General features: G+C 41.9%; 18 protein-coding genes. 9 read left to right on the top strand and 9 right to left on the bottom strand.

Going from position 1 to position 25,868, the window contains the following annotated elements:
* Positions 1–416: IS3 family transposase (locus CXF88_RS16760; RefSeq protein ID WP_157822821.1), on the top strand; the 416-nt coding region annotated here is incomplete at its 5' end.
* Positions 417–708: 292 nt separating this feature from the next.
* Here CXF88_RS16760 and mutT read toward each other — a convergent pair.
* From mutT to nadC, 9 genes are all read right to left on the bottom strand, one after another.
* Positions 709–1,104, bottom strand: a complete 396-nt coding sequence (gene mutT / locus CXF88_RS16755) for an 8-oxo-dGTP diphosphatase MutT (RefSeq protein ID WP_101087731.1) — start codon at positions 1,102–1,104, stop codon at positions 709–711.
* A gap of 23 nt (positions 1,105–1,127) precedes the next feature.
* Positions 1,128–1,340, bottom strand: a complete 213-nt coding sequence (gene yacG, locus CXF88_RS16750; protein WP_101087730.1) for a DNA gyrase inhibitor YacG — start codon at positions 1,338–1,340, stop codon at positions 1,128–1,130.
* A gap of 42 nt (positions 1,341–1,382) precedes the next feature.
* Positions 1,383–2,117, bottom strand: a complete 735-nt coding sequence (zapD, locus tag CXF88_RS16745) for a cell division protein ZapD (RefSeq protein WP_101087729.1) — start codon at positions 2,115–2,117, stop codon at positions 1,383–1,385.
* On the bottom strand, positions 2,110–2,739 hold the full coding sequence (gene coaE, locus CXF88_RS16740; RefSeq protein ID WP_101087728.1) for a dephospho-CoA kinase: 630 nt from the start codon (positions 2,737–2,739) through the stop codon (positions 2,110–2,112). The genes zapD and coaE overlap by 8 nt, the downstream gene beginning before the upstream one ends.
* Positions 2,736–3,662, bottom strand: coding sequence for an A24 family peptidase (locus CXF88_RS16735; protein WP_101087727.1), 927 nt, complete (start codon positions 3,660–3,662; stop codon positions 2,736–2,738). The genes coaE and CXF88_RS16735 overlap by 4 nt, the downstream gene beginning before the upstream one ends.
* A gap of 31 nt (positions 3,663–3,693) precedes the next feature.
* On the bottom strand, positions 3,694–4,956 hold the full coding sequence (locus CXF88_RS16730; protein ID WP_101087726.1) for a type II secretion system F family protein: 1,263 nt from the start codon (positions 4,954–4,956) through the stop codon (positions 3,694–3,696).
* Positions 4,957–5,065: 109 nt separating this feature from the next.
* Positions 5,066–6,772 (bottom strand): type IV-A pilus assembly ATPase PilB, encoded by a 1,707-nt coding sequence (pilB, locus tag CXF88_RS16725; protein WP_101087725.1) that lies wholly within the window; start codon positions 6,770–6,772, stop codon positions 5,066–5,068.
* Positions 6,773–6,884: 112 nt separating this feature from the next.
* Positions 6,885–7,334, bottom strand: a complete 450-nt coding sequence (locus CXF88_RS16720; RefSeq protein WP_101087724.1) for a pilin — start codon at positions 7,332–7,334, stop codon at positions 6,885–6,887.
* Positions 7,335–8,269: 935 nt separating this feature from the next.
* A complete protein-coding gene (gene nadC / locus CXF88_RS16715; protein WP_101087723.1) occupies positions 8,270–9,148 on the bottom strand; it encodes a carboxylating nicotinate-nucleotide diphosphorylase in 879 nt (292 codons plus the stop codon).
* A 417-nt stretch (positions 9,149–9,565) separates the two neighbouring features.
* On the opposite strand from nadC, the gene ampD reads away from it, so the two are divergent.
* The 8 genes from ampD (at position 9,566) to CXF88_RS16675 (ending at position 25,847) form a co-directional block, all read left to right on the top strand.
* Positions 9,566–10,120: a 1,6-anhydro-N-acetylmuramyl-L-alanine amidase AmpD gene (gene ampD, locus CXF88_RS16710; protein WP_101087722.1), complete on the top strand. Its 555-nt coding sequence runs from the start codon at positions 9,566–9,568 to the stop codon at positions 10,118–10,120.
* Positions 10,121–10,256: 136 nt separating this feature from the next.
* Positions 10,257–11,108: a beta-lactamase regulator AmpE gene (gene ampE / locus CXF88_RS16705; RefSeq protein WP_101087721.1), complete on the top strand. Its 852-nt coding sequence runs from the start codon at positions 10,257–10,259 to the stop codon at positions 11,106–11,108.
* A 354-nt stretch (positions 11,109–11,462) separates the two neighbouring features.
* A complete protein-coding gene (gene pdhR, locus CXF88_RS16700; RefSeq protein ID WP_101087720.1) occupies positions 11,463–12,215 on the top strand; it encodes a pyruvate dehydrogenase complex transcriptional repressor PdhR in 753 nt (250 codons plus the stop codon).
* A gap of 91 nt (positions 12,216–12,306) precedes the next feature.
* On the top strand, positions 12,307–14,973 hold the full coding sequence (gene aceE, locus CXF88_RS16695; protein ID WP_101087719.1) for a pyruvate dehydrogenase (acetyl-transferring), homodimeric type: 2,667 nt from the start codon (positions 12,307–12,309) through the stop codon (positions 14,971–14,973).
* 11 nt (positions 14,974–14,984) lie between these two features.
* The gene (gene aceF, locus CXF88_RS16690; protein ID WP_101087718.1) at positions 14,985–16,982 is read left to right on the top strand and encodes a pyruvate dehydrogenase complex dihydrolipoyllysine-residue acetyltransferase; all 1,998 of its coding nucleotides are present in this window, start codon (positions 14,985–14,987) and stop codon (positions 16,980–16,982) included.
* Between the two features lie 199 nt (positions 16,983–17,181).
* Positions 17,182–18,612, top strand: a complete 1,431-nt coding sequence (gene lpdA / locus CXF88_RS16685; RefSeq protein ID WP_101087717.1) for a dihydrolipoyl dehydrogenase — start codon at positions 17,182–17,184, stop codon at positions 18,610–18,612.
* 398 nt (positions 18,613–19,010) lie between these two features.
* Positions 19,011–23,474, top strand: coding sequence for an EAL domain-containing protein (locus CXF88_RS16680; RefSeq protein ID WP_101087716.1), 4,464 nt, complete (start codon positions 19,011–19,013; stop codon positions 23,472–23,474).
* 108 nt (positions 23,475–23,582) lie between these two features.
* A complete protein-coding gene (locus tag CXF88_RS16675) occupies positions 23,583–25,847 on the top strand; it encodes a patatin-like phospholipase family protein (protein ID WP_101087715.1) in 2,265 nt (754 codons plus the stop codon).
* Positions 25,848–25,868 lie beyond the last annotated feature (21 nt).

Below are 25,868 nucleotides of genomic sequence, written 5' to 3'. Positions count from 1 at the left end.
CCGTGGTAATGGATTTGTATGCGAGAAAAGTGGTGGGTTGGGCTTGCTCTGACAGCCCGAATACTGATTTGACTTGTGCAGCATTAAGAATGGCATTTGAAAGTCGTGGACGGCCCCAAAACCTGATGTTTCATTCTGACCAAGGTTGCCATTACAGTAGTCTTCAATATCGACAAATGTTGTGGAAGTATCAAATAACGCAGAGTACGAGTCGACGAGGAAACTGCTGGGATAACGCGGTAATGGAACGCTTTTTTAGAAGTTTTAAAACAGAATGGATGCCGAAGTATGGTTACAACAATTTTGATGAAGCGAAGCAGGATGCATTGAATTACATACTAAAGCACTACAATATAAAACGGGGTCATAGTTATAACAATTATATGACGCCAACAGCTGCCGAAATGGCAGCGTAAAGACGCAACTCCTGTTGGTGTACAGATTTAGTTGACCACATCAAGGCTGCCATTTCGGCTATTGACATAGTCATATAGTCGTTATAACTATGACCACGTTTTTATCGACTTAACGTTTTAAAATGACTAAGCAACGGTTAATTACGGCGCTATGTAATGCTCCAATGAATATTGATAGAGAAGGAGTATTTGTGAATTTTTTCAAGGCAGGACAATATCAGTTTTAAGGCCATTACTTTATTAGCAATGGACTTATTTTTTCAGATCGGTATTTAAATAGGGAGGGACAATTTTAGAGTTCAGCTAATATTTTTTCTACAATAGGCTGATTGGCTTCTGGGAAGTCGTATTCTGCAATACTATGTATCGGCACCCATTCAATTTGTTGCTGCTCCATACCTTTCGCTTGGTTTGAAAATTCAGTAATTAAATGAATATCAAGTCTGACGTGTTTATCTGGATAATCATGACTGATGTCCATGAAGGGAGTTGAATTAGCTACATCAAGATTAACTTCTTCTTTAAGCTCTCTTATTAACGCTTCCGTAACCGTTTCATTATTTTCCACCTTACCACCTGGGAATTCCCACTTTCCACCTTGATGAAGGTGTCCTAGCCTCTTAGCCAGTAAAATGTGCCTATCTTGATTAATGATGACACCGACAGCGACATGAATTCTTTTTTGCATGTTTGCCCCTTTATAATTTGAACTTATTGTTTAAAGAAGTCACCTTCATCAAAACCAGCATCATCCAACAGATCTAGGTCTACATCGTGCTTAACCGGAATGGCATGCTTCTCGCAGGCCCAGTCGCCAAGATCGATCAATTTACAGCGTTCGCTGCAAAAAGGTTTAAATAGGGATTCGTCTTTCCATTCAACTTTGGTTCTGCAAATTGGGCAGTTTACTACTGTTAAAGGCATAATCATTCTTGGTTATTTATATTACCAGTGATGTTAAAGTGTTTAAGTGCAGGTTGCTAGTGAGAATTCAACAGTTTCACAGGTATGACGATGTAAATCGAAATCTACAAAATGGATGGCATAACGATTTCGGTTACCACTGACGGTAGGGTAGCAGTTTTGATTGGAATTTATTTGCACTCGAATTAATGACAGCGGTTGTATTGAGTTACTTTGATAGAAACCCACTGGAGCTTGGCATAGACCAAAATCTGCTGTCGTTCGAATCAGTTCAAGAAGTAATGTGATTGGGGCGAGTAGAGGTTGGAATTGAATAAGCCAACTTTTGATATCTTGCTGTCGATGTTGCCAGTCTTTGCCAAGCCAAAAGTGCAATTGTGGAAAGTCGAAATTACAGTATGCGCCAGTCATGTTGAAGCGCTGTCGTAATGCAGAGATAAATTTGTCTTGTTTAAGGCTACAGCCAATTCTTTCTTGCGCTTGCAGTGGTAATTTTAGTGCGATTAGCCTTTGGATGAGTTGATCCACTTGAGCGTTATCTACATTTGAGTGGGCACGCCAATGAGAAATTATCTGAATCTGTTTTTCAATATCTTTTAAAATATCGGTGCGATAATCACATCGTTCAGTTAGTTCGGCAAGAGCAAATAAAGGGCTAAAACATTGATGTTGGTTATCTTGTTCGGCATGCTGTTGCAACTGGAGGGCAAGGTTTTCTATACGTAAATAACTGCGTATTTTTTCATTTAATGGTTGTTCATAAATTAAATCAGTCATTGACGTTAGTTTCTAAATCGGCTGCTTGTTGTAAGTATTGTTGATGCAGACGAAGTACTTGACTGCGCAACAGCTCATATTCTCCTTGATTATCAATAATGTTATCAGCTTTAGCAAGTCGTTGCTCTCGAGTCATTTGACTCGCCAGAATATGCTCTACCTGTTGTTTACTGACACCATCACGTTGCATCGTCCTTGAAATCTGTAACTCTGGTGCTATATCTACAACCAAAGTAGTATTAACTAAACTATCTAAATGATTCTCAAATAGCAAGGGTACTACCATTATTACATATGCAGAAACCGATGCTTGCACTTGGTTGAGCATCTTTTGGCGGATCATTGGATGGAGTAAATTATTAAGCCATAAACGTTGTTGAGGATTATCGAATACCTGTGCTCGTAGAGCTGCTCTATCAAGGCTACCATCGGTTAATAGCAGTGACTGACCAAAGTGTTGCACTATTGCTTTGAGTCCATCAGAACCTATTGATACCACCTCTCGGGCAATAACATCGGCATCCACTAAGTCTATGCCATATTCTGCAAATAAGTTAGCCACGGTGGTTTTACCACTGGCTATGCCGCCTGTTAACCCTACAACATACTTGTTTAAGCTCATAACGTACTAAGATACCAATTAAGAATGTCATGTCCCCATACTAACGCTATCCAGCCTGCAGCAGCAATATAAGGACCAAAAGGGATTGGGTTACCTTTATTGAGTTGTTTAGCCATAATCATGGTTATGCCCACTACCGCGCCTACTAGTGAAGACAGTAAGATAATTAATGGCAGCATTTGCCAGCCTAACCAAGCACCGAAAACGGCTAATAATTTAAAGTCACCGTATCCCATGCCTTCTTTGCCAGTGATTAATTTAAATAACCAGAATACCGACCATAAACTTAAATACCCTGCAGCAGCGCCGATAATCGCGTCTTCCGGACTAGTATAAATGCCTTTAAGGTTAATGATTAATCCTAACCACAGGATTGGTAACGTGAGTTGGTCTGGTAACAGCATTTCATCCAAATCGATGCCTGTTAACGCCACTAACACAAACGTTAGAATACTGGCATACACAAATTGCCATGTAGGGCCAAAATGCCAGGCTAATGCGGCAATTAATACACCGGTTAACAGTTCAATAATGGGATAGCGGCTTGAAATGCTGGTTTTGCAATCGGCACATTTACCCTTAAGCATCAGCCAACCTAATATTGGCAGATTATGCCAAGGCTTTATATTGGCTTTGCATTTAGGGCATGCAGAACCTGGCACTACCAGATTGTACTTTTTAGGAAAGGGATCGATGGCTTTCTGTAAATGCTCACTGCCTACTTGTTTGACAATGTCAGGATGATATTCATTGAGGTAAAAGTTACATTCGCTTTGCCATTCACGTTTCATCATCACTGGTAAACGGTGGATCACGACGTTGAGAAAGCTGCCAATAGTAGCAGAAAAAATAAAGCTAATTGCAACAAAGACCCAAGGATATTGAGTCATTGTTGTAATAAAAGTTGTGATAAATTCAGTCATTTTTTCTTTTTATTTTAAGAATTATTTAATATTAACCGACAATATTACCCATTTCGAAAATAGGTAAATACATGCCGATAATTAAACCGCCAACAACAGTACCAATTACTACCATCATAACGGGTTCAATTAGGCTCGACAGACCATCGACAGCGTCATCAACTTGCATTTCATAAATGTTTGATACTTTATTAAGCATTTCATCTAAGCCGCCAGATTCTTCACCAATCATTACCATTTGAATTAACATGTCTGGAAACAAGCCTGTTGTGAGCATAGCGACATTCATTTGCATGCCTGCCATCACTTCTTGGCGAACTTTTAGTAATGCTTTACGGTATACATAATTACCTGATGCCCCAGCAGCAGACTCTAAACCGTCGATTAATGGCACACCTGCTGCGAATGTAGTTGCCAAAGTACGCGCAAAACGAGCCATCGAAGCTTTGTGAAGAATATCGCCAATAGCAGGGATTTTTAGAACCGCAACATCCACACGGTCTCGGAATGCTTGCGAATTTCTATGTGTCCGTCTAAATAGCCAAATACCCGCAATAATTGCAATAGCGAAGTAATACCATGAAGCCTGTAACCAACGAGACATATCAATAATCATTTGGGTGAATGCCGGTAGTTCAGCTCCAAATCCTTTAAAAATATCTTCAAATTGGGGAACTACAAATAATAATAGTAGCGTTGTGACAGCAAAAGCTACTACCACCACCGCAGCAGGGTAAAACATGGCTTTTTTAATTTTTGACTTTAATTGCTCAGCTTTTTCACGATAGGTTGCTACACGGTCAAATACTGCATCAAGTGAGCCTGAGTGTTCGCCGGCAGCGACTAGGTCGACATATAAATCATCAAAATAGCGTCGGTGCGGTCTTAGTGCATCTGAAAGTGGAATACCGGATTGGACATCAGATAAAATAGTACCCAATAATTCACGCACTTTGGCTTTTTCATGCCCACGACCTAGTAGTTCGATAGTGGTTACTAATGGCACACCAGCAGCCAACATGGTAGCGATTTGGCGAGTGATCATCGCAATGTCCATCGCGGTGATTTTTTTCTCGGATTTCCATAAAGGGGCTGACTTTTTTCGCACGCCCTTAGGAGTAACACCTTGTGCTTTTAACACACTGCGGATTTCAGCAATCGTGGAGCCTTTCAACTCACCAGAAGTACGTTGACCATCACGATTAACACCCTTCCATTGGTAAGTAAAAACCTTAGGTTGGTGCTTGGTGGTTTTCTTCGCCTTAGTCTTTCTTTTTACTGTTGCTGTGGCCATTTAGCCAGTCCTTTTATTGTTTCGTTGCATCCACGCTAGAACATTACTTTTAATAAACAATAACTAATTAAAGAGTTGATTTACAATAATTGATTTTACTATAGCTGAATTAAAAACTGGTGACACGGTTAATTTCGGCAATACTGGTTACACCATGAATGACTTTAAGTAGCCCAGATTGACGTAAATCGCGCATGCCTTGCTGTTTGGCTAAGGTGGCTATTTGGAGTGAGTTGCCACCTTCCATAATAATCCGAGCAATTTCATCGCTCATTTTCATGACTTCGTATATACCCACTCGGCCTTTATAACCACCGGAGCATAGCTCGCAACCAACCGGTTTAAATACCGTAAAACCTTTTGCGATATTAGTTTCACTAAAGCCTAAGCGTTGCATTTCAGCAACAGGAATTTCTTCTTCATGTTTGCATGCAGGGCATAGGCGCCTGGCAAGTCGTTGGGCAATAATTAAATTGACTGAGCTAGCAATGTTATAACCGGGCACACCCATATTGATTAAACGGGTTAAGGTTTCCGCAGCCGAATTAGTATGTAGGGTTGATAACACTAAATGGCCCGTTTGGGCGGCTTTAATGGCAATTTCGGCAGTTTCTAAGTCACGAATTTCACCGACCATTACCACATCGGGATCCTGACGTAAAAATGAACGTAGAGCTGATGCGAAAGTTAAACCAGCTTTTAAATTAATGTGAACCTGATTAACGCCTTCGAGGTTAATTTCGACCGGATCTTCGGCGGTGGAAATATTACGCTCTTCGGTGTTAAGTATATTGAGGCCGGTATACAAGGAGACAGTTTTACCTGAACCCGTAGGGCCAGTGACCAAAATCATTCCTTGCGGTTTTGCGAGCATTTCTTCATATAACAAACGTTGATCATCTTCATAACCGAGCTTTTCAATCCCCAGCTGGGCGGAAGATGAATCCAATATACGCATTACTATTTTCTCACCCCAGATAGTGGGCAAGGTACTGACACGAAAATCGATAGATTTGGTGCGTGACAGTTTCATTTTTATACGGCCATCTTGCGGTACGCGACGCTCAGCAATATCCAGTTTAGACATCACTTTTAAACGGGCGGAAATCCGGTTGGAGAGATTCACTGGCGGTTCTGATACTTCATGCAAGATACCGTCGATACGAAAACGAATACGGTAGCGTTTTTCGTAAGGTTCAAAATGTAAGTCTGAGGCTCCTTTGCGAATGGCATCGGTAAGAATTTTATTAATATAAATAACAATCGGAGCATCATCACTGCTATCTCCGGTTGGCTCATCGTCACGGCTTGTGTCAGTTACTTCAATATTCGCAAGGGCTTCTTCGTCAATACCTTCTAAGCCAAGGCCGCTAATGTCTTCTTCTAGTATTTTTTCTAAGGCTTTTAGTAGTTTATCGTCTTCGACTAGGATAGCTTCGGCATGTAAACCTAAACTAAACTGGAAGTCTTCAAGTGCGGCGATATTGGTTGGGTCTGATGTCGCAATATACAGGCGGTTACCGCGCTTAAAGAGTGGTAAGCATTTGTGTTTAGCAATGAGTTTCTTGTTTAAAAGCTCTTCAGCTATTGATGCTAGATCAAACTCGCTTAAATCGAGTAATGGCGTACCGTATTCTTCATAGCATAATTCAGCTATTTCACGTGCGGATAGCAATTTTGAATGAATTAAGGTGGTAACGAGCGAAACTTTTGTCTTACGAGATTGCGAAATCGAAGTCGTAATCTGTTCTTCTGTTAACAGGTTTTTTTTTATGAATAATGTGGAAAGACCAAGATTTAATCCCGCAGTCGACATGCTTATTTACCTTGCTAACATAATGATATTTTTAGGTTATGGTATAATTTTTTTATAGCCAAAGTAAAAAAAGGCAGCATAAGCTGCCTTCTTGTTCATTTAATCTTTAGTTTTAAGCACCAACACACTTACCTGGAGCGTAACTTTTAAGCAGTGTCGTAGCACATGTCCAAGCACCCTCAGTACTGCGTGTCAAAGTAATGGTTTTACCATTAAATTTTGCAGCGTTACCACCTTGAGCGGTACATACTATACTGCCACCAATTGCAGCCGTCGGAGCAGTTATGGCTACTAATGAACAATATGTCGTTGCAGGACCAACGCCAATAAAACCAGCTGTATTAACTGCCGTATTTGGAGTTTTACCTTCAACAGCCGCTTGTTCAAAGCCGACTTTACCAGATGTGATTTCTTGAAGTGCTGATGCAGCTTGTGAACGTACAGTGTAATCTTGGTAAGCAGGCAGTGCGATTGCAGCAAGAATACCGATAATTGCGACTACGATCATTAATTCGATAAGGGTGAAACCCTTAGCGTTTTTGATTTGGTTAATACCTTTCATTTTTCTCTCCGTAAAATAGGCTGTGGCAGTTTCAATCCTAGAGTTTTAGCACACTTGTTTATAGTTGAGTGTGCTAAATGGCAATCCATATGCCTAAGGCCTTACAGACACAAATATGTGACAATAATTGTCACGATGTCGTTTATGTCGTCGCTTGTGCATATTACTCATACCATAGTGTGCAATGATTTAAGTTTTATGTGTCCATGATGACAAGGTTTGTTAATTCTTTTTTCTAAAATGTGCTTTAGAGGGCTAAACCTATGAAACATTTTCAGTATAACAAGTTTTATAGTTTAGCCATCGCTATGTTTGTTATCCATTGGACAGTAAATTTCATCACTTATAGATAGCAACAAGCTACTTACTTTATTGTGTCAGTATTGCATTTCGGCTGAGCTGCAATGCTAGTGTAAACGCTCGTTTTATTAATCGGTAATATTAATATCACTAACAAGCCGTTGAATCAATGTTACGTGATTGATAAAAAATAGACGTTTTTTGCAACTTTAGTATTGCAGTACATGGCCGAAAGGCCAACTCGCCTACATTAGACGTTAGTATAAACCGCCTAAAAAAGGAATAGTTTTATGATACAAATTAAAAATAAATGTCTAAAAATGCTCTGCTTTCACATTTTCCGCACATTATACCCTATATGTTTTTTGACGTGCTAGGCATAGAGGAAAAATTATTTGACAAAAATGCAACAATGTCGGTTTATTGGCGCTTTTTCTGATAGCAGATGTGGCAGGTTTATACCCAAATTATTTCAACATCTCTGCTTTAACGTTGTCGCAGGGTAAAAACTAAAAGGCCTAGGTTCTAGAACGCTGCGCTGTTAGATGCTATAAAATCTTAGCAGCAAAGCTGTCCCTAGAAGCGCAGCGACCTAGCAGGACGCAGTCCGTTCTAGAACCTTTCAGCTCTAAGTATTAAGCCTTTAATCTCAATGATAAATCTAATGCTTTGACATGCTTAGTCAGGGCACCTACCGAAATATAATCAACGCCAGTTTGTGCGAAGGTGGCTAGGGTGTCTAACGTGACATTGCCTGAAACTTCTAACTTTGCGCCTTTAGCTTGATCTTTATAACGATTATTAAGGCTGACTGCGTCGACCATCATGGTGACGTCAAAGTTGTCGAGCATAATGATATCGGCTCCGCCATCAAGTGCTTGGGTGAGCTCATCAAGAGACTCTACTTCGACTTCTACCGGCTTGTTACCATCTAAAGCGCGCGCTGCTGTAATGGCTTGTGAGATGCCACCGCAAGCCATTATATGGTTTTCTTTGATTAAGAAGGCATCGAATAAACCAATGCGATGGTTTTTGCCGCCACCGCAGGTGACTGCGTACTTTTGGGCGGTGCGAAGACCTGGGATAGTTTTGCGGGTGTCGAGTAATTGAGTATGGGTGCCTGCAAGCTTATTAACGTACAGTTTGGTTAAGCTGGCTACCCCTGACAAGGTTTGAATGAAGTTCATTGCTGTACGTTCGCCAGTTAAAATAGCGCGTGCAGGGCCAGATAGTTCACATAACAATTGATTGGCTACAATTAAGTCACCGTCATCAACATGCCAATGCAGCACGACTTCACTACCCAGTTGATTAAATACTTGCTCTGCCCACGCTTTACCGCAAAACACCCCATCTTCGCGGGTGATTAACGCGCCGGAAACGTGTTTGTCTGCAGGGATAAGCTGAGCGGTAATATCAGCATTGAGCATATCGTGAATGGTATTATGGGCTGTGTGACCTAAGTCTTCATCAAGCGCTGTTTGCACTGCATGACGGATGTCGTTTTCTAACATAAGCAAAATCCTTGCTAAAGAGTGTAATAAGGCTAAACAGTATCTGCATTCAACGGAGTGTTTGTTACAGAATGCATTTGTTAAAGATTACCATAACTTGGCTAGATACTGACACTACCCAGTCGGCAATTTTCAGCATGGGTATGGCCGTTGAATACTGTTAAATTCAGATTGATAATGGTTAAATAACCTTAGCTTGGGATAATAAACGGTTATCGAACTGTCCTTTGAGCCGCTAACTGTGTTGCATTGACTTACAATAGACCAGCTACTGGCACTGCTAATGATAAGTGGCAGCACCTTGTTAACTAAGCAAATGACAAGTTTGATATCCAATAGGCCAATTATTCTCGTTTTGGCTTACAATCCTATTGTTAACTCTGGTTGAGGTTATGTCGTTATGTTTAAAGGATGAATATGGCAAAAGGCTTATTAAAACAAGGTTGGTTAGCCAGCGCTAGAAAGTGTATTTCGCCCCATTTTAATTCACGGCCAACAGATGAGGTGAGTTTGTTGGTGATACACAATATTAGTTTACCGGCGGGTTGTTTTGGCTTACCGCACATTGATGCACTTTTTCAATGCTGCTTAGATATTGAGGCTGACGACAGTTTTGCTGAGTTGGCAGGTTTGCAAGTTTCGGCACACTTTTTAATTCGCCGCGATGGTGAAGTGGTGCAGTATGTGAGTTGTGATGACAGAGCATGGCACGCTGGTATCTCTGAGTTTAACGGGCGTAAGGGCTGTAACGACTTTGCAATTGGTATTGAACTAGAAGGCACCGATAGTAGTGGTTATACCGATGAGCAATATCATCAATTAATGCTGTTAACATTTGAGTTAATGGCGCAGTATCCTATGATTAACGTAAATAATATTGTTGGCCATTGTGATATCGCACCAGGGCGTAAAACAGACCCAGGTTTTAGTTTTGATTGGTCTCGATATAAGCAAGCCATTGCCGTTGCTTAGGCTAGTCTTGTGGACATAACTGTTGTTGGTCGCATTTATTGATCTCATTTGCTGAGAGCATTTGTAGCCATCGCCCACGTAAAAACGGTTCTTTAATGGCGATAGCAACAACTGAATTGAAGTTAAAAGGATATTCATGGCGTTATTTTCATTATTAGTGGCAATTCTAGTTGAGCGTATGAAGCTTCTGCCGAGTGGTTGGCAGTTCGATAGTGTGATGACGCGTTACCAAAAGCAGTTTTGGGATAGCCAGTCGCTAAAATCACCATTCGGTGTGGTGATTGCCATCGTGTTGCCTGCTTTATTAGTGTTGTTGATCTGTTTTCTGCTTGATGGCATTTTTTTTGATTTATTGAGCTTGTTGTTTTGGGTGCTGATATCGATTATTTGCTTTAGTCACCAAACATTACGAATTGTGTTTAAACAGTATATTCAAGCGGCATGCCGCGGAGATGTACAAGCCTGTTACTGTTACGCTAGCGAGTTGGACTCTACAGAGCATTTGGATGTCGTGGACGAACAGGATTTAGGCCGCAAAGTGGGCCAAATGGTGGCGTGGATTAATTACCGCTATTACGGTGCTGTGGCGTTGTATTTGATATTTTTAGGCCCAGTAGGTGCAGTTTTATATTGTACAGTGCGTTTTTATAGTGAGTACAACAGTAAGAATAAGCTTGAAATGCCATTGGTCGACCGTTTACAAATGATATTTGATTGGTTGCCAAGCAGAGTGTTTAGTTTTGGTTATGTGTTAAGTGGTCAGTTTAGTTCAGGGTTAAGCGTTTGGCGACAATATGGTTTAAGTGTCAATACCGATGCTAAAACGATAGTGACCCATACTGCTGTTGCGGCAGAGTCTTTACCTGAAGTTGGAGATGCGCCGTTGAGTGTGCAATCTACCTTGGCATTACTGGCATTAAGTAAGCGTAACTTTGTATTACTGCTAACCATGGTTTCGGTATTAACCATTTTTGGATTTGTTAGTTAGACTCTAGGGCGCTACGCGGATAGTGCGCTAAGCGGATAGGGCGCTGCGCTTCTAGGGCGGACTTCGTCATGCTAGGACAGCTTTGCTGCTGAGATTCTAGGACAGCTTCGCTGCTGAGATTTTATAGCCTCTAGAAGCGTAGCGCTCTAGTTTCTAGGACTTTCGGGTAAATGGTCTGACCCCTTAAGCATAAATATCGGTTATGCTCTGGGCTTGAGCGTTTTAAACAAAGCGGTGTTCTTTTGTCGGTATGCTGATAACTAGACACGGCTTGTATGATTTGATAAAGTGCGCTCTCTCATATTAATTGGTAAGACCAATTGACAATTGCTTGTTTAGGGAGCAGAGCGCTACATGGCTTATATTAAGATTAACCAGCCAAAAATTTCTGATGTGATCATGGAGCAATTAGAGCGGATGATCCTAGAGGGCAGTTTGCAGCCTGGTCAGAAACTACCTCCTGAACGCGAACTCGCGGTGCAATTTGAAGTGTCTCGTCCTTCTTTACGTGAAGCGATTCAAAAATTAGAAGCTAAAGGGTTGCTCATGCGTCGTCAAGGCGGTGGCACCTATGTTAAAGAACAACTGTGGCAAAGCCTTGCCGATCCTATCGTTGAATTAATGCATAACGACTCTGAAAGTCAGTATGACTTACTCGAATTCCGTCACGCCACTGAAGGCATGATGGCGTATTATGCTGCGCTGCGCGGCACCGATTCGGATATGCAGAATATTCAAAAACGAATTATTGAAGTAGAAGCTGCGACGAATATTGAGGCTAAAGCTGCTGCCATTGTACGTTTTTATCGTGCGGTTGCTGAGGCATCACACAATGTTGCTATGTTGCATTTAGTATTAAGTTTAACCCCTGTGCTGCACAAAAATGTCGCACAAAATCTGGAGCTTTTAAGCATACGCGAAGAAGCTTCCACCATGGCAAATGATCACAGACGCGCGTTACTGGCTGCGATTATACGCCGGGACCCAGACGCTGCACGTGAAGCTTCGAATGAGCACCTAAGCTACATAGAAGAAGTCATGTTGTCAGTAAGGGAAGAAGACAGTCGGTTGCAACGTAGTTTGCGCCGTTTAAAGAGCGGCGTGTAGCACTTGTCACTTTGAATAAGAATACACTTTTGCTGTGTCAACAAGCAGCAAAAAGCCGAAATATAATCCGTATATAGAGAAGGACTGCGAGATGTCTGAAGATATGCTTCAAGATTTAGACCCATCAGAAACCCAAGAGTGGGTTGATGCTCTACAAGCTGTGTTAGAGCAAGAAGGGCCTGAACGTGCACACTTTTTACTCGAAAAATTAATCGACAAAGCTCGCCGTAACGGTACTCACTTACCGTATAACGCGACAACTGCGTATTTAAACACTATTCCAGCAGGCCAAGAGCCAAACATGCCTGGCAACCAAGAAATGGAACGCCGTATTCGGGCGATTATTCGTTGGAATGCTTTGGCTATGGTGTTACGTGGTTCTAAGAAAGATTTAGAGCTGGGTGGCCATATTTCAAGTTTCGCGTCTAGTGCGACAATTTACGATGTGTGTTTTAACCATTTCTTCCGTGCGCCTAATGAGCATGACGGTGGTGATTTGGTGTATTTCCAAGGTCATATTGCACCTGGTATTTATGCGCGTTCGTTCCTTGAAGGCCGTATTACTGAAGAACAAATGGCTAACTTCCGTCAAGAAGTTGATGGCAAAGGACTTTCTTCGTACCCACACCCTAAGTTAATGCCTACTTATTGGCAGTTCCCGACGGTATCGATGGGTCTTGGTCCTATTCAAGCGATTTACCAAGCGCGTTATTTAAAGTATTTAACTGACCGTGGTTTAAAAGATTGTTCTAAGCAGACTGTTTACTGTTTCTTAGGCGACGGTGAGTGTGATGAGCCAGAAGCATTAGGTGCTATTGGTTTAGCTGCTCGTGAAGAATTAGATAACTTAGTCTTTATCGTTAACTGTAACTTACAGCGTCTTGATGGTCCTGTACGTGGTAACGGTAAAATTATCCAAGAACTTGAAGGCGAATTCCGCGGCGCAGGCTGGGAAGTGGTTAAAGTGATTTGGGGACGCTATTGGGATCCGTTATTGGCTCGTGATACTAGCGGTAAATTATTACAGTTAATGGAAGAAACCGTAGACGGTGAATACCAAAACTGTAAAGCCAAAGGCGGCGCGTATACGCGTGAGCATTTCTTTGGTAAGTACCCTGAAACTGCCGAAATGGTTGCTAACATGTCAGATGATGACATTTGGCGTTTAAACCGTGGTGGTCATGATCCTGTTAAAGTTTACGCTGCACTTGAACATGCACAGAAAACTAAAGGTCGCCCAACCGTTATCTTAGCTAAAACCGTTAAAGGTTACGGTTTAGGTGATGCAGGCGAAGGTAAAAACATCGCTCACAACGTCAAGAAGATGGGCGCTGAATCTATTCGCTACTTCCGCGATCGTTTCAATATCCCGATCCCTGATGACCAGCTAGAAGATCTGCCTTTCTATCATCCTGGTCCAGACTCTGAAGAAGTGAAATACTTGAAGAGTCGTCGTGAAGCATTATTAGGTTATTTACCGCAACGTCGTGAAAAGTTCACTGAAGAGTTAGAAATTCCTTCATTGAAAATTTTTGATTCGATTTTGAAAGGCTCTAATGGCCGTGAAATTTCGTCAACCATGGCGTTTGTACGGGTATTAACCGCGTTATTGAAAGACAAGGGTATTGGTAAGCGTATTGTGCCGATTATTCCTGATGAAGCGCGTACTTTTGGTATGGAAGGTTTATTCCGTCAAGTGGGTATTTATGCTCACGAAGGCCAAAAATATATCCCACAAGATTCTGATCAAGTGGCGTACTACCGTGAAGATAAAACCGGTCAGGTTTTACAAGAAGGTATTAACGAATTAGGTGCAATGTCATCTTGGGTATCAGCTGCAACTAGCTACTCAGTCAATAACATGCCAACGATTCCGTTTTACATCTACTACTCTATGTTTGGTTTCCAACGTATTGGCGACATGGCATGGGCTGCTGGCGACATGCGCGCTCGTGGTTTCTTAGTCGGTGGTACTTCAGGCCGTACAACATTGAACGGCGAAGGTTTACAGCATCAAGATGGTCACAGCCACGTATTGGCTAACACTATTCCAAACTGTATCTCTTACGATCCAACTTACGGTTATGAAATTGCAGTTGTAGTACAAGATGGTATTCGTCGTATGTATGGCGAAAATCAAGAAGATATCTTCTTCTACCTAACCACAATGAACGAAAACTATGTTCAGCCAGAAATGCCAGCCGGTGCCGAAGAAGGTATTGTCAAAGGTATTTACAAGCTTGAAACAGTTGCCGGTAGTGGTAAAGGTAAAGTGCAGTTAATGGGTTGCGGTACGATACTTGAAGAAGTGCGTAAAGCAGCACAAGCATTAGCAAAAGACTTTGGCGTAAGCGCTGACGTATTCAGTGTAACTAGCTTTAACGAGTTAACTCGTGACGGCCAGGCTGCTGAGCGTTGGAACATGTTGCACCCAACAGCAAAACCTAAGCAAGCATATATTAGCCAAGTATTATCTGCAGACGCGCCAGCGATTGTGGCTACTGACTACATGAAGATATACGGCGAGCAATTACGTGCTTTCGTACCGACAGACTATAAAGTACTTGGTACTGATGGTTTTGGTCGTAGCGATAGCCGCGCAAACTTACGTCACCACTTTGAAGTAGACGCTAAGTTTATTGTTATTGCGGCACTGAAGTCTCTTGTTGATCGTAATGAAATGCCTGTTGATGTGTTGACTAAAGCCATCGCTGAATATGGTATTGATGCTGACAAGATTAACCCACAGTTCGCGTAAGGGGATACAAAATGGCTGAATTAAAAGAAGTTTTGGTTCCTAACATCGATACTGATGCAGTACAGGTTATTGAAATTTGTGCTGCGGTTGGTGATTATCTTGAAAAAGAAGCATCAATCATTACAGTTGAAAGTGATAAAGCGACCATGGACATTCCAGCACCTTTTGCTGGTACGTTAGCAGAATTAAAAATCGCTGTCGGTGATACCGTTTCTGAAGGTACCTTGATTGCGATGATGAGTGCAGCTAACGCTGCACCGGCTAAAGCCGAAGCAGCTGCGCCAGCACCTAAAGCTGAAGCGCCAGTGGCACAAGCAGCAGCTCCTGCACCAGTGACGCCAGTTGCCGCACCAAGTGTTGGTAGCTCAGAAGTGATTGAAGTAAAAGTACCTGATATCGGCGGAGACACAGACGTGTCAGTCATTGAAGTATTAGTTGCTGTTGGTGATAGCATTGACGTTGATACGGGGTTAATTACCTTAGAAACCGATAAAGCAACCATGGACGTACCGTCACCTAAAGCGGGTGTGGTTAAATCAATAACAGTGGCCGTTGGCGACAAAGTGTCTGAAGGTTCATTGGTTATCACGCTAGAAGTTGCCGGTTCTGCGCCTGTTGCAGCTGCACCTACTGCATCTGCGCCACAAACCGCTGCACCGGTTGCTCAAGCGGCTCAGGCTCCTGCAGCACAAGCCGCAACGACAACTCAAGTACAAGAAATTCATGTGCCTGATATTGGCGACGCCAATGATGTTGATATTATCGAAGTGTTGGTTTCTGTTGGTGATGAAATCACTGCAGATCAAGGGTTAATTACCCTTGAAACAGACAAAGCTACGATGGAAGTGCCAGCACCGTTTGCCGGTAAATTAGTGTCGTTAACGGTTAAAGTGGGCGATAAAGTGTCTCAAGGTAGCTTAATTGCGACCATTGAAACCACTAGCTCTGCACCAGTAGCGCAAGCTGCTCCTGCTCAAGCAGAACCCGCTCCAGCGGCAGCCGCGCCAACTATGGCGGCTAATCGTCCATCAACTCCACCAGTGCCGTTTCACCCAAGTGCTGCAGTGACTGCGTCAACTGGCGTTGTTCATGCTTCGCCTGCGGTACGTCGCTTAGCGCGTGAATTTGGTGTTGATTTAACCAAGGTTTCTGGTACTGGCCGTAAAGCGCGTATTTTGAAAGAAGACGTGCAAGCGTTTGTTAAATACGAATTATCACGCCCTAAAGCAACTGCTGCTACAGCGGTTTCTGGTGGTGCTGGTGGCTTAAACGTGATTGCAGCGCCTAAAGTTGATTTCAGTAAGTTTGGTGAAGTGGAAGAAATACCACTAAGCCGTATCCAGAAAATCTCTGGTCCTAACTTGCATCGCAACTGGGTAACCATTCCACATGTCACCCAGTTTGACGAAGCTGATATCACTGAGATGGAAGCATTCCGTAAGCAGCAGAACGACCTTGCCGCGAAGAAGAAAGCGGATTACAAGATCACTCCACTAGTGTTCATGATGAAAGCGGTCGCCAAAGCATTAGCTGAGTTCCCAGTGTTTAACTCTAGTTTGAGCCCTGATGGTGAGTCGCTTATTCAGAAGAAGTACTTCCACATTGGTGTTGCTGTTGATACGCCAAATGGCCTAATGGTTCCGGTGGTACGTGACGTTGATAAGAAAGGCATTGTTGAATTGTCGCGTGAGTTAACCGACATTTCTATCCGTGCTCGTGACGGCAAACTTAAGTCTGCTGACATGCAAGGTAGCTGTTTTACCATTTCAAGTTTAGGTGGTATTGGCGGTACGGCGTTTACGCCGATTGTTAACTACCCAGACGTGGCTATTTTAGGTGTATCAAAATCTGAAATTAAGCCAAAGTGGAATGGTAAAGAGTTTGAACCTAAATTAATGTTGCCGTTATCGTTGTCATATGACCATCGCGTTATTGATGGCGCAATGGCTGCACGCTTTAGTGTGACCTTGTCTGCGATACTATCAGACATTCGTACATTGATTTTATAACCACAAAGGTCGCTCATATGAGCGACCTTTTTATTGTGATCGGTTTCAAACAAATTGATTTGAGTATAAAATGCGCCCATCCCAATTTTTTAGTCCACAATTGAAAGAAATTGGAAGTGAAACGTAAGTTTCAAGCTGGCGACATCGACATTTGGGCCGATCCGTCTTTCACACGGAATGAACAAGATTAGAGGAAATCATGAGTAACGAAATCAAAACTCAAGTAGTCGTACTAGGAGCAGGCCCAGCAGGTTATTCTGCGGCGTTTCGTGCTGCTGACTTAGGCTTAGACACCATAATTGTTGAGCGTTTCAGTACCCTTGGTGGTGTGTGTCTAAACGTTGGTTGTATTCCTTCAAAAGCACTATTGCACGTAGCAAAAGTCATTGAAGAAGCCAAAATTGTTGCTGACCATGGTGTTGTTTTTGGTGAGCCAAAGATTGATTTAGACAAATTACGTAGCTTTAAAAATAAAGTCATTGGCCAATTAACAGGCGGTTTAGGCGGAATGTCTAAAATGCGTAAAGTTGATGTGGTTAATGGTTTTGGTAAGTTCACTGGCCCTAATAGCTTAGAAGTTACTGCTGAAGATGGCACTGTGACTGTTGTTCAGTTTGAACAAGCCATTATTGCAGCGGGTTCACGTCCAATTAAATTACCGTTTATTCCACATGACGACCCACGTATTTGGGACTCAACTGATGCACTAGAACTGAAAGAAGTGCCTGGTAAGTTATTAGTGATGGGTGGCGGTATTATTGGTCTAGAAATGGGTACTGTGTATTCATCTTTAGGCAGTAAAATTGACGTGGTTGAAATGTTTGACCAAGTTATTCCTGCTGCAGATAAAGACGTTGTCCGTGTATTCACTAAGCAAATCAAGAAGAAGTTTAACCTTATTCTTGAAACTAAAGTGACCGCAGTTGAAGCAAAAGACGACGGTATTTACGTAACAATGGAAGGCAAGAATGCACCTGCCGAACCTGTTCGTTACGATGCTGTTTTAGTCGCAATTGGTCGTTCGCCTAATGGTAAGTCTTTAGCTGCTGAAAAAGCAGGTGTGAATGTTGATGAACGTGGCTTTATTAACGTTGATAAGCAGTTACGCACTAACGTACCGCATATTTATGCTATCGGTGATATCGTTGGTCAGCCTATGTTGGCTCATAAAGGTGTGCATGAAGGTCATGTTGCTGCGGAAGTGATTTCGGGCATGAAGCACTACTTCGATCCTAAAGTGATTCCATCAATTGCTTATACTAATCCTGAAGTAGCATGGGTCGGTTTAACTGAGAAAGAAGCGAAAGAGCAAGGTATTGCTTACGAAACCGCGACTTTCCCTTGGGCTGCAAGTGGCCGTGCAATCGCTTCAGATTGCAGTGAAGGTATGACTAAGTTAATTTTCGACAAAGAGACTCATCGCGTGATCGGTGGTGCTATTGTTGGATCTAACGGCGGTGAATTATTAGGTGAAATTGGCCTAGCAATTGAAATGGGTTGTGATGCTGAAGATATCGCATTAACGATTCATGCTCACCCAACATTACATGAGTCTGTAGGCTTAGCGGCTGAAATGTATGAAGGTTCAATTACTGACTTACCTAACCCTAAAGCGGTTAAGAAGAAGTAACTTACACTGACTAAATAGCCTTAAAAAAGCATTCCATTTTGGGGTGCTTTTTTTTGTCTTTTTTCTGATATTTTAGGCTAGTCTTAATGATTAATATGTGTGAGTTATATTACGTTATAGGGCATTTCACAACATGTTGATTTAGCAGAATAGAAAGCGAATCGAATAATGATTCAATCGGGGGTGACTTTCCTACTAAAATAATGTTAAAACATTAATATTACTTATAAAAATCGCATTCAAGTCGTTAACAATAAAAATAAGTGATATTAACTTTTTTGGCTAGTAACCGATCCATCACAACACCAAGATGATTAATGTGTCGATGATGATAAGCCTGTTTTTTGCTACGTGTGGGGCTTGCCTGCATTTGATCACGTAAAGGATAAACTGAATTTATGACCAGAGCAGTATTGGTGAGCCTAGGCTGTTTTATATTGTCTTTATTTACTGTATTGCCTGCGTGTAGTGCAGACATTGTTCAGCGAGTCTTTAACGCCAAAGATGGCTTAGCTAATGCGACGATTCAAGACATTAGTTTTGACCGTTATGGTTATGTTTGGCTGGCGACTCAGCAAGGTCTTTATCGCGTTAGTAATAGTAAAGTAAGGCGTATTGATAAAGTGGGTTTTGATTCGGTACTTGATGACGAACTGATTACAACAGTAGTTAATTCTGGCCAAGACCATTTACTTGTTGGCACTAATTCCTCGCTATATCTTTACAGTATTTTAGATAATCACTTCAGTTTATTGCTTAAACCTGAAGATAATGATGCGACTAATATCAATAACAGTATTCGCGTGGCGGCAACTCAGCGCCAGCTTGATGGACGATTGCTGATACTCGCTTATTCTGGTCAAGTGTATTATTTTGATGATGCTTCTCAGCAATTGTCTTTATCTCCAAGTCATTCTTTAGACCATAATTTACCTTGGCGCAATGCGCTTGAATTGCACAATTCCCAGTATTTGTTTTCAACTAATCACGAGCTTCAACTTCACCAAGCCGATGGTAGCTTCATTGGTCTATTTTCGTTGTCTGATAAAAATGATTCCATCAGGAAGTTGTTTCAAGATAGACAACAACGAGTGTGGATGCTGACATCGAAAGGTTTATTTAAGGTCAATACCGAAACGCTTACGGTGCAATCTGTGCCTGAGATTCCCTATTATGTTGACCAAATGGAGCAAGATCTTAATGGTGACTTGTGGATTTCAAGCCGAGCAGGATTGATTTTTTGGAGTCCAGAAAACAACAAGTTAACCGTATACCATGACGAGCTTAAACAGCGAGCTAATATTGATTACATTCATGATATGGCGGTGGATTCTGAAGGTTTACTGTGGGTTGGTGGCTCTGGTGATGGGTTAGCGGTGATAGCGGGTAAACCTCATTTTTTAATTGAAGATTATTCTAAAAAGCCGCCTTATCAACTTGATAATGAAATGGTGTGGTCGGTATACAGCGAAGGCGATAAGGTGTGGCTAGGCACCGATGGTGGTTTGTCTGTCGTTAACACTCAGAGCCAAACCTCAACCATGGTCATCCCCAAAGGATTTGAACTGAGTGACAGTATTTATCGAATTGAGTCTTTAAACGCACATCATCTTGTGTTGGCCACGACCAGTGGCTTATATGTTGTTAATAAATTGACTAATGCCAGTACCGACTTTGCGACATGGAGTGGTGGTAAAGAGTCACTGGACGATAGAATCGTCATTGGGATTTATCGTGACGAGTTACTGAGTGATGTGATTTGGTTTACCACCACTAAAGGATTGTATTATTGGCAAGATGGTAATACTTATTTGACGTTACAAGTTTTATCAGATGGCCAGCAGTCATTAAGTCATACGCTATATAAAGCCTTATTAAGGGATGATGCTGATCATTTATGGATTAGTGGCAGTAAACATTTTGGCTATTTAACCACTGTGGGTGAGTATATTTCTAAAGTGGATGTATTTGCTGATTTTACAAATGTCCCAACCATGAATAGTCTTATGCAAGTGGCGCCGGGGGTTATATGGCTAGGCACGTCCCAGCAAGGTATATATCAATTCAATACTCAAACCGATGAGCTTATTTCGCTGGATCAACAGTGGAAGATCGATTGTAAAGTGGTGTTCTTTTTACAGGACACTGAAACAGACCATATTGTTGGCTGTGCCAGTGCCATTATTAAGGTTAATAAGGCGACAGGTAAAGTCAGTTCGTTTAGCCATAAAGACGGTTTTATTTCCGATGAATTTAATGAGTCGGCAAAGTTTTATGACCCTGCAAAAGGCTTTTTTGTGGGTACGCCAGACGGAGCGATGTTAATCGACCTCGATAAACTGGCGCCGCGGACTGTAAATGACAAAGTGATACTTGAATCTGTGTCGGTGTTTTATGAAAACAATACCGAGGTTTATCTCATTCCAAGTCAATTGTCGCAAGTCGAACCGGGTGCCAGCTTAATTAGCTTTCAAATTGCCGTGCTCGATTACCTTGATGATAAGCCAATGACCATACAGTATCGTTTGGTCAAAGATGGCGCAGACTCTGGCAATTACGTGTTATTAGAAGGCCAGTCACAGATTAATATTACCGGTTTAAGCGCTGGGTCGTATGCACTTGAGCTTTTATATAAAAGAAATGGCGTGTGGTCGAATGAGCCATTTCAATATCGATTTACTGTAAAGCAGTTTTGGTGGCGCTCACAACAATTTAAAGGCGCATTGATTTTTAGCATATTACTGATAGCCGCCATTATATTGTTATATAGACAGCGGCAAATTCATCGGTTTAAGCAAATGAATCATGCTTTGGTTGAAAGTGATGAACGCCTACGTCAATCGTTAAAAGGCAGCGATTCGGACCTATGGGAGTGGCATAAATCAACACAAGTGCTGTCACTCGATAATCGCGGTGGTGTATTAGGACCAGAGCAGCAGATTGACGTTAAACTAGAAGATATCCCAATTCATCAAGACGATGTTGAGAGAATCACATCTGTTTGGCAGGACCTTGTTAACGGTAACGTCGAGATGATTGATGCCGAGTATCGATATCGTAATCAGCATGATCATCAGTGGCATTGGTTACGCATTAAAGGCCGTGCTATTGAGGTAGATCTTAACAATGGAAGATTAATTTATGCTGCAGGGATGTATACCGACATCACTCAACAAAAAACCCTTGAAAGTGAGGTTAATTTATTAGCCCAAGCATTTGAAAACACTTCCGAAGGCATGTTGATATTAGACATGAAAAAGAACATCAAAATTAGCAATGCTGCGGCTAATTTAATTCTAGCGGCTAAAAAGAGTGATTTGGCCGGCACACCTTTTTCCGACTTAGTGTTTGAGACCGTAGAACCTTTTGATATGGACGATGTGTTCGATAAGGAGCGCTTTTGGACCGGAGAATGTGAATTTAATTGTAGTGATGGTAGCCGATGCCCTGTTTGGATCAATGTATCGACCATGTTCAATATGAATGGTTCGGCATTACATTATGTGGTGGTGTTTTCTGATATCACTGAGCGTAAGCATAATGAGTTACATCTGCGCCGCTTAGCAAACAATGACATGTTAACCGGCTTAGCTAATCGAGCGATGTTTTCGCGCCGATTGGGCCAGGTTATTGAAATAGCAAAACAGCACAAAGAAACCCTAGCGTTATTGTTTTTAGATCTCGACAGATTTAAACATGTTAACGACTCATACGGTCACAGTATGGGTGATGCATTACTCGTTGAAGCTGCAAGTCGACTACAGTCTTGTTTGTCTGAAGAACATTTATTGTGTCGTTTTGGTGGTGATGAGTTTGTTATTTTGCTGCGTGATGCAAAAGACGTCGACACCATTAACCACATTGCCAAACAGTTATTAAAACAAATCGAAACGCCTTTTAAATTATACGGTCGAGAATTTTTTATTTCGACCAGCATTGGTATCAGCATTTGGTCTGGCGATGATCAAACGCCAGAAACCTTGATTAAAAACGCCGATTTAGCCATGTACCATGCTAAAGAAGAGGGCCGTGGTAATTTTCAATATTATTCAGCAGAACGGAATGCAGAAGCCTTATATCACTTACGCATAGAGGCTGATTTGCATCGAGCGATACTGTGCAATGAATTTGAATTGTATTACCAGCCTCAGATAGATGTTAACCAACAAAATAGTATTGTTGGCGTTGAAGCGTTAATTCGTTGGAAACACCCAAAAGATGGCATGGTTAACCCCGATGTGTTTATAGGTATTGCAGAATCCTGTGGTTTGATTGTTGAGATTGATCGTTGGGTGCTAACTCAAGCTTGTCTCGACGGTGCAGATTGGCATCAGCGATACCAAAGCGACATAAAAGTGTCGGTTAATGTGTCTGCAATGCATTTCAGACAGCCAGACTTTATCGACTTTTTAACCGCAACATTACATCAAACTGGCATGCCTGCTAAATGTTTGTCGGTAGAAATTACCGAAGGCGTATTGATGAAAGAAATTGCTATCGCCAGCCAGCATTTACTCGCGTTAGAGCAGTTAGGTATTGATGTTGCTATAGATGATTTTGGTACAGGTTATTCGTCGCTTGCGTATTTACGTTCATTCCAAGTCAATATTCTGAAAATAGATCGCTCGTTTTTAATTCATATTGACAACCATCAAGCCGATCAAGCCATTGTGAGCAGTATTATTGAATTAGCACGTAACCTATCGCTTGAAGTCGTGGCTGAAGGTGTTGAAACATCTGAACAACTTGCACAAGTCGTTAAGCGTGGTTGTCATATTATTCAGGGATATTATTTTGCCAAGCCGATGCCCAAAGCCGAACTTGAGCTCGATATTAAGCGACAAATGGCGATTAATGAATGATGAGTTCATTAGTGATGCCAGGGTAATCTTGTTGCTGCTATCCATTAGTATGGGTATTGATTAAATTTTGTTAGAATAAGTTGTTTTTACTTACTTTCGGAATGATTTATGCAACAAATTTTGCGCCTTAACTTACCTACCTGGTTTTTGGCTAGCTGTATTTGCTTTAGCCTAGTAGTGCAACCTGTCTATGCTGCAAAAAAAGCCGCTAAAGAAAGGCCCACTATTGGCTTAGTGCTGAGTGGTGGCGGCGCAAAAGGTGCTGCTCATATTGGTGTGTTGAAAGTACTTGAAAAATATCATATTCCTGTTGATTACATTGCGGGTACCAGTATTGGTGCTTATGTTGCTGGCATGTACGCGTTAGGCTATAACGCCGATCAAATAGAAGAAATAATGCTTAGTGGTGAGTGGTCTAAAGGCTACTCAGACACCATTCCGCGCGATAAATTAAGCTACCGTGATAAACAGCAACGAGATCAGTTTAATATTCCTCTGACCGTGGGTTATAACAATAATAGCTTAACCTCACCTAGTGGTTTGTTACGTGGCCAAAGCATGTCTCAATTACTGCGCCACTCCACTGGGTTAGTTGAACAGTTTGGTGACTTTGATGAACTCGCGATTCCGTACCGAGCGGTGGCGACGGATTTAGCAACCAGTGAAGCAGTGGTGTTATCCAGCGGCAGTGTAGTACAAGCCATGCAAGCATCTGCCACCGTTCCAGGTGCATTGCAGCCAGCATTGATTAACGGTCGTTTACTGGTTGATGGCGGAATTGCCAATAATATGCCTATCGATGTGGTAAAAGCCATGGGGGCAGATATCATCATTGCCGTCGATATTGGTTCCGCACTGACCAAACAAGAACATTTAGACAGTACCATTGCGGTTTTAGAGCAGCTTTCAACTATTTTGACTCAAGCGAGCACAGCTCGCCAAAAAACCTTACTGACGTCTAGCGATATCCTCATTCGTCCCGCCATTGATAGCCTAAGCACCACTGATTTTTCAATCATGCCATTAGCGCTCAAATTAGGTGAAAATGCCGCCAATTTAGAGTTAGTGAAGCTGGAAGCGCTTGGTATTAGTGAGCAAGACTATTTAGCTTATCAAGCGGATAAATTACAACAAAGTTTACTGTGGATCGATCCGCTTAAAAAACCCATTTATAAAATTGCTTTCGACAATCAATCAAAAGTCAGTGAAAAATTACTGCGTGAGCGTTTAGGGATTACCGAAGGCGTTGTACTGACCAAAGAAGAGTTAAATTTAGCGTTAAATCGAGTGTATTCACTGAATAAATTCGAGCGTGTCGATGCCGAGTTTGAAGATGTTGAACAAGGCCGAATTTTAACTATTACCACCAGAGCCAAATCATGGGGGCCGAATTACTTTCAAGCAGGCTTTAACTGGGAAGATGATTTCACCTTAGATTCGGCTATTACACTCAGTTTGGCTTACACCATGACCGACTTAACTGAAAATGGTGGTGAGTGGCGTAACGAATTAGAACTGGGGTATAAAAAGTTAGTCGGCACTGAGTTTTATCAACCATTAGACCGTGATCAAACATTTTATAGCCTAGCGCGATTCCAGTATGAAATGAAAGATTGGGATTTAATTGATCAAGATAGCCGTTATGTAGAACTCGAAAATAATGTTGCTCAAATCGTTTTAGGTATCGGCTATAACTTTGATTCAGATGGTATTATCGAATTAGGCTTTGTCGGCGAAGATGGTCGGGTTAGCAGTGAATTTGGCTCGGTTGATTCACTAGATTATCATTCCACGGGTGGCTATTTAAAAGTGGCCTACGACAGCCTAAACAGCATTAGCTTCCCGACGGAAGGTAATCGAATTACCTTTGTCAGCTACTTAAGAGATGAATCCTACAATGGACTAAGCAATGTCGATACGACTTTTAGTGATGACTTAGCATGGCAATTTGAAGCGGATTGGAAGGGGGCGTTGAAACTCGGAAATCACGCCATTGTAGGTAAGATGGAACTGGCAACTGTTGAGAATGACGGTAACTTTACCTTGCATGTGGCAGATTTAGGCGGCTTCTTGAATTTGTCGGGTTTCCGTAAAGACACCTTAATTGGTGCACATAAAGTGTTTGGAGCCGTGATTTATCAATATGATCTCGGCCGTGATGTACTGATCACCGACTTGCCTTTGTATTTAGGCACCAGTCTTGAAGCCGGTAATGTGTGGTTTGATCGTGATGATGTCGATTTAGATGATTTGATTTACGCCAGTAGTTTGTATTTAGGTACTGATACCGACTGGGGTCCGGCAGCATTAGGTTTTGGTTTTACCGATCGCGGTGAAACAGCATTCTATTTGTTTGTCGGTAAAAACTTTTAGGCAGTCTACTAAGCCAAAAGC

This window comes from Shewanella sp. ALD9 (assembly GCF_002836315.1).
Taxonomy (GTDB): Bacteria; Pseudomonadota; Gammaproteobacteria; order Enterobacterales; family Shewanellaceae; genus Shewanella.
The sequence above is the reverse complement of the archived record's forward strand: the minus strand, read 5'-3'. Positions and strand labels throughout refer to the sequence as shown.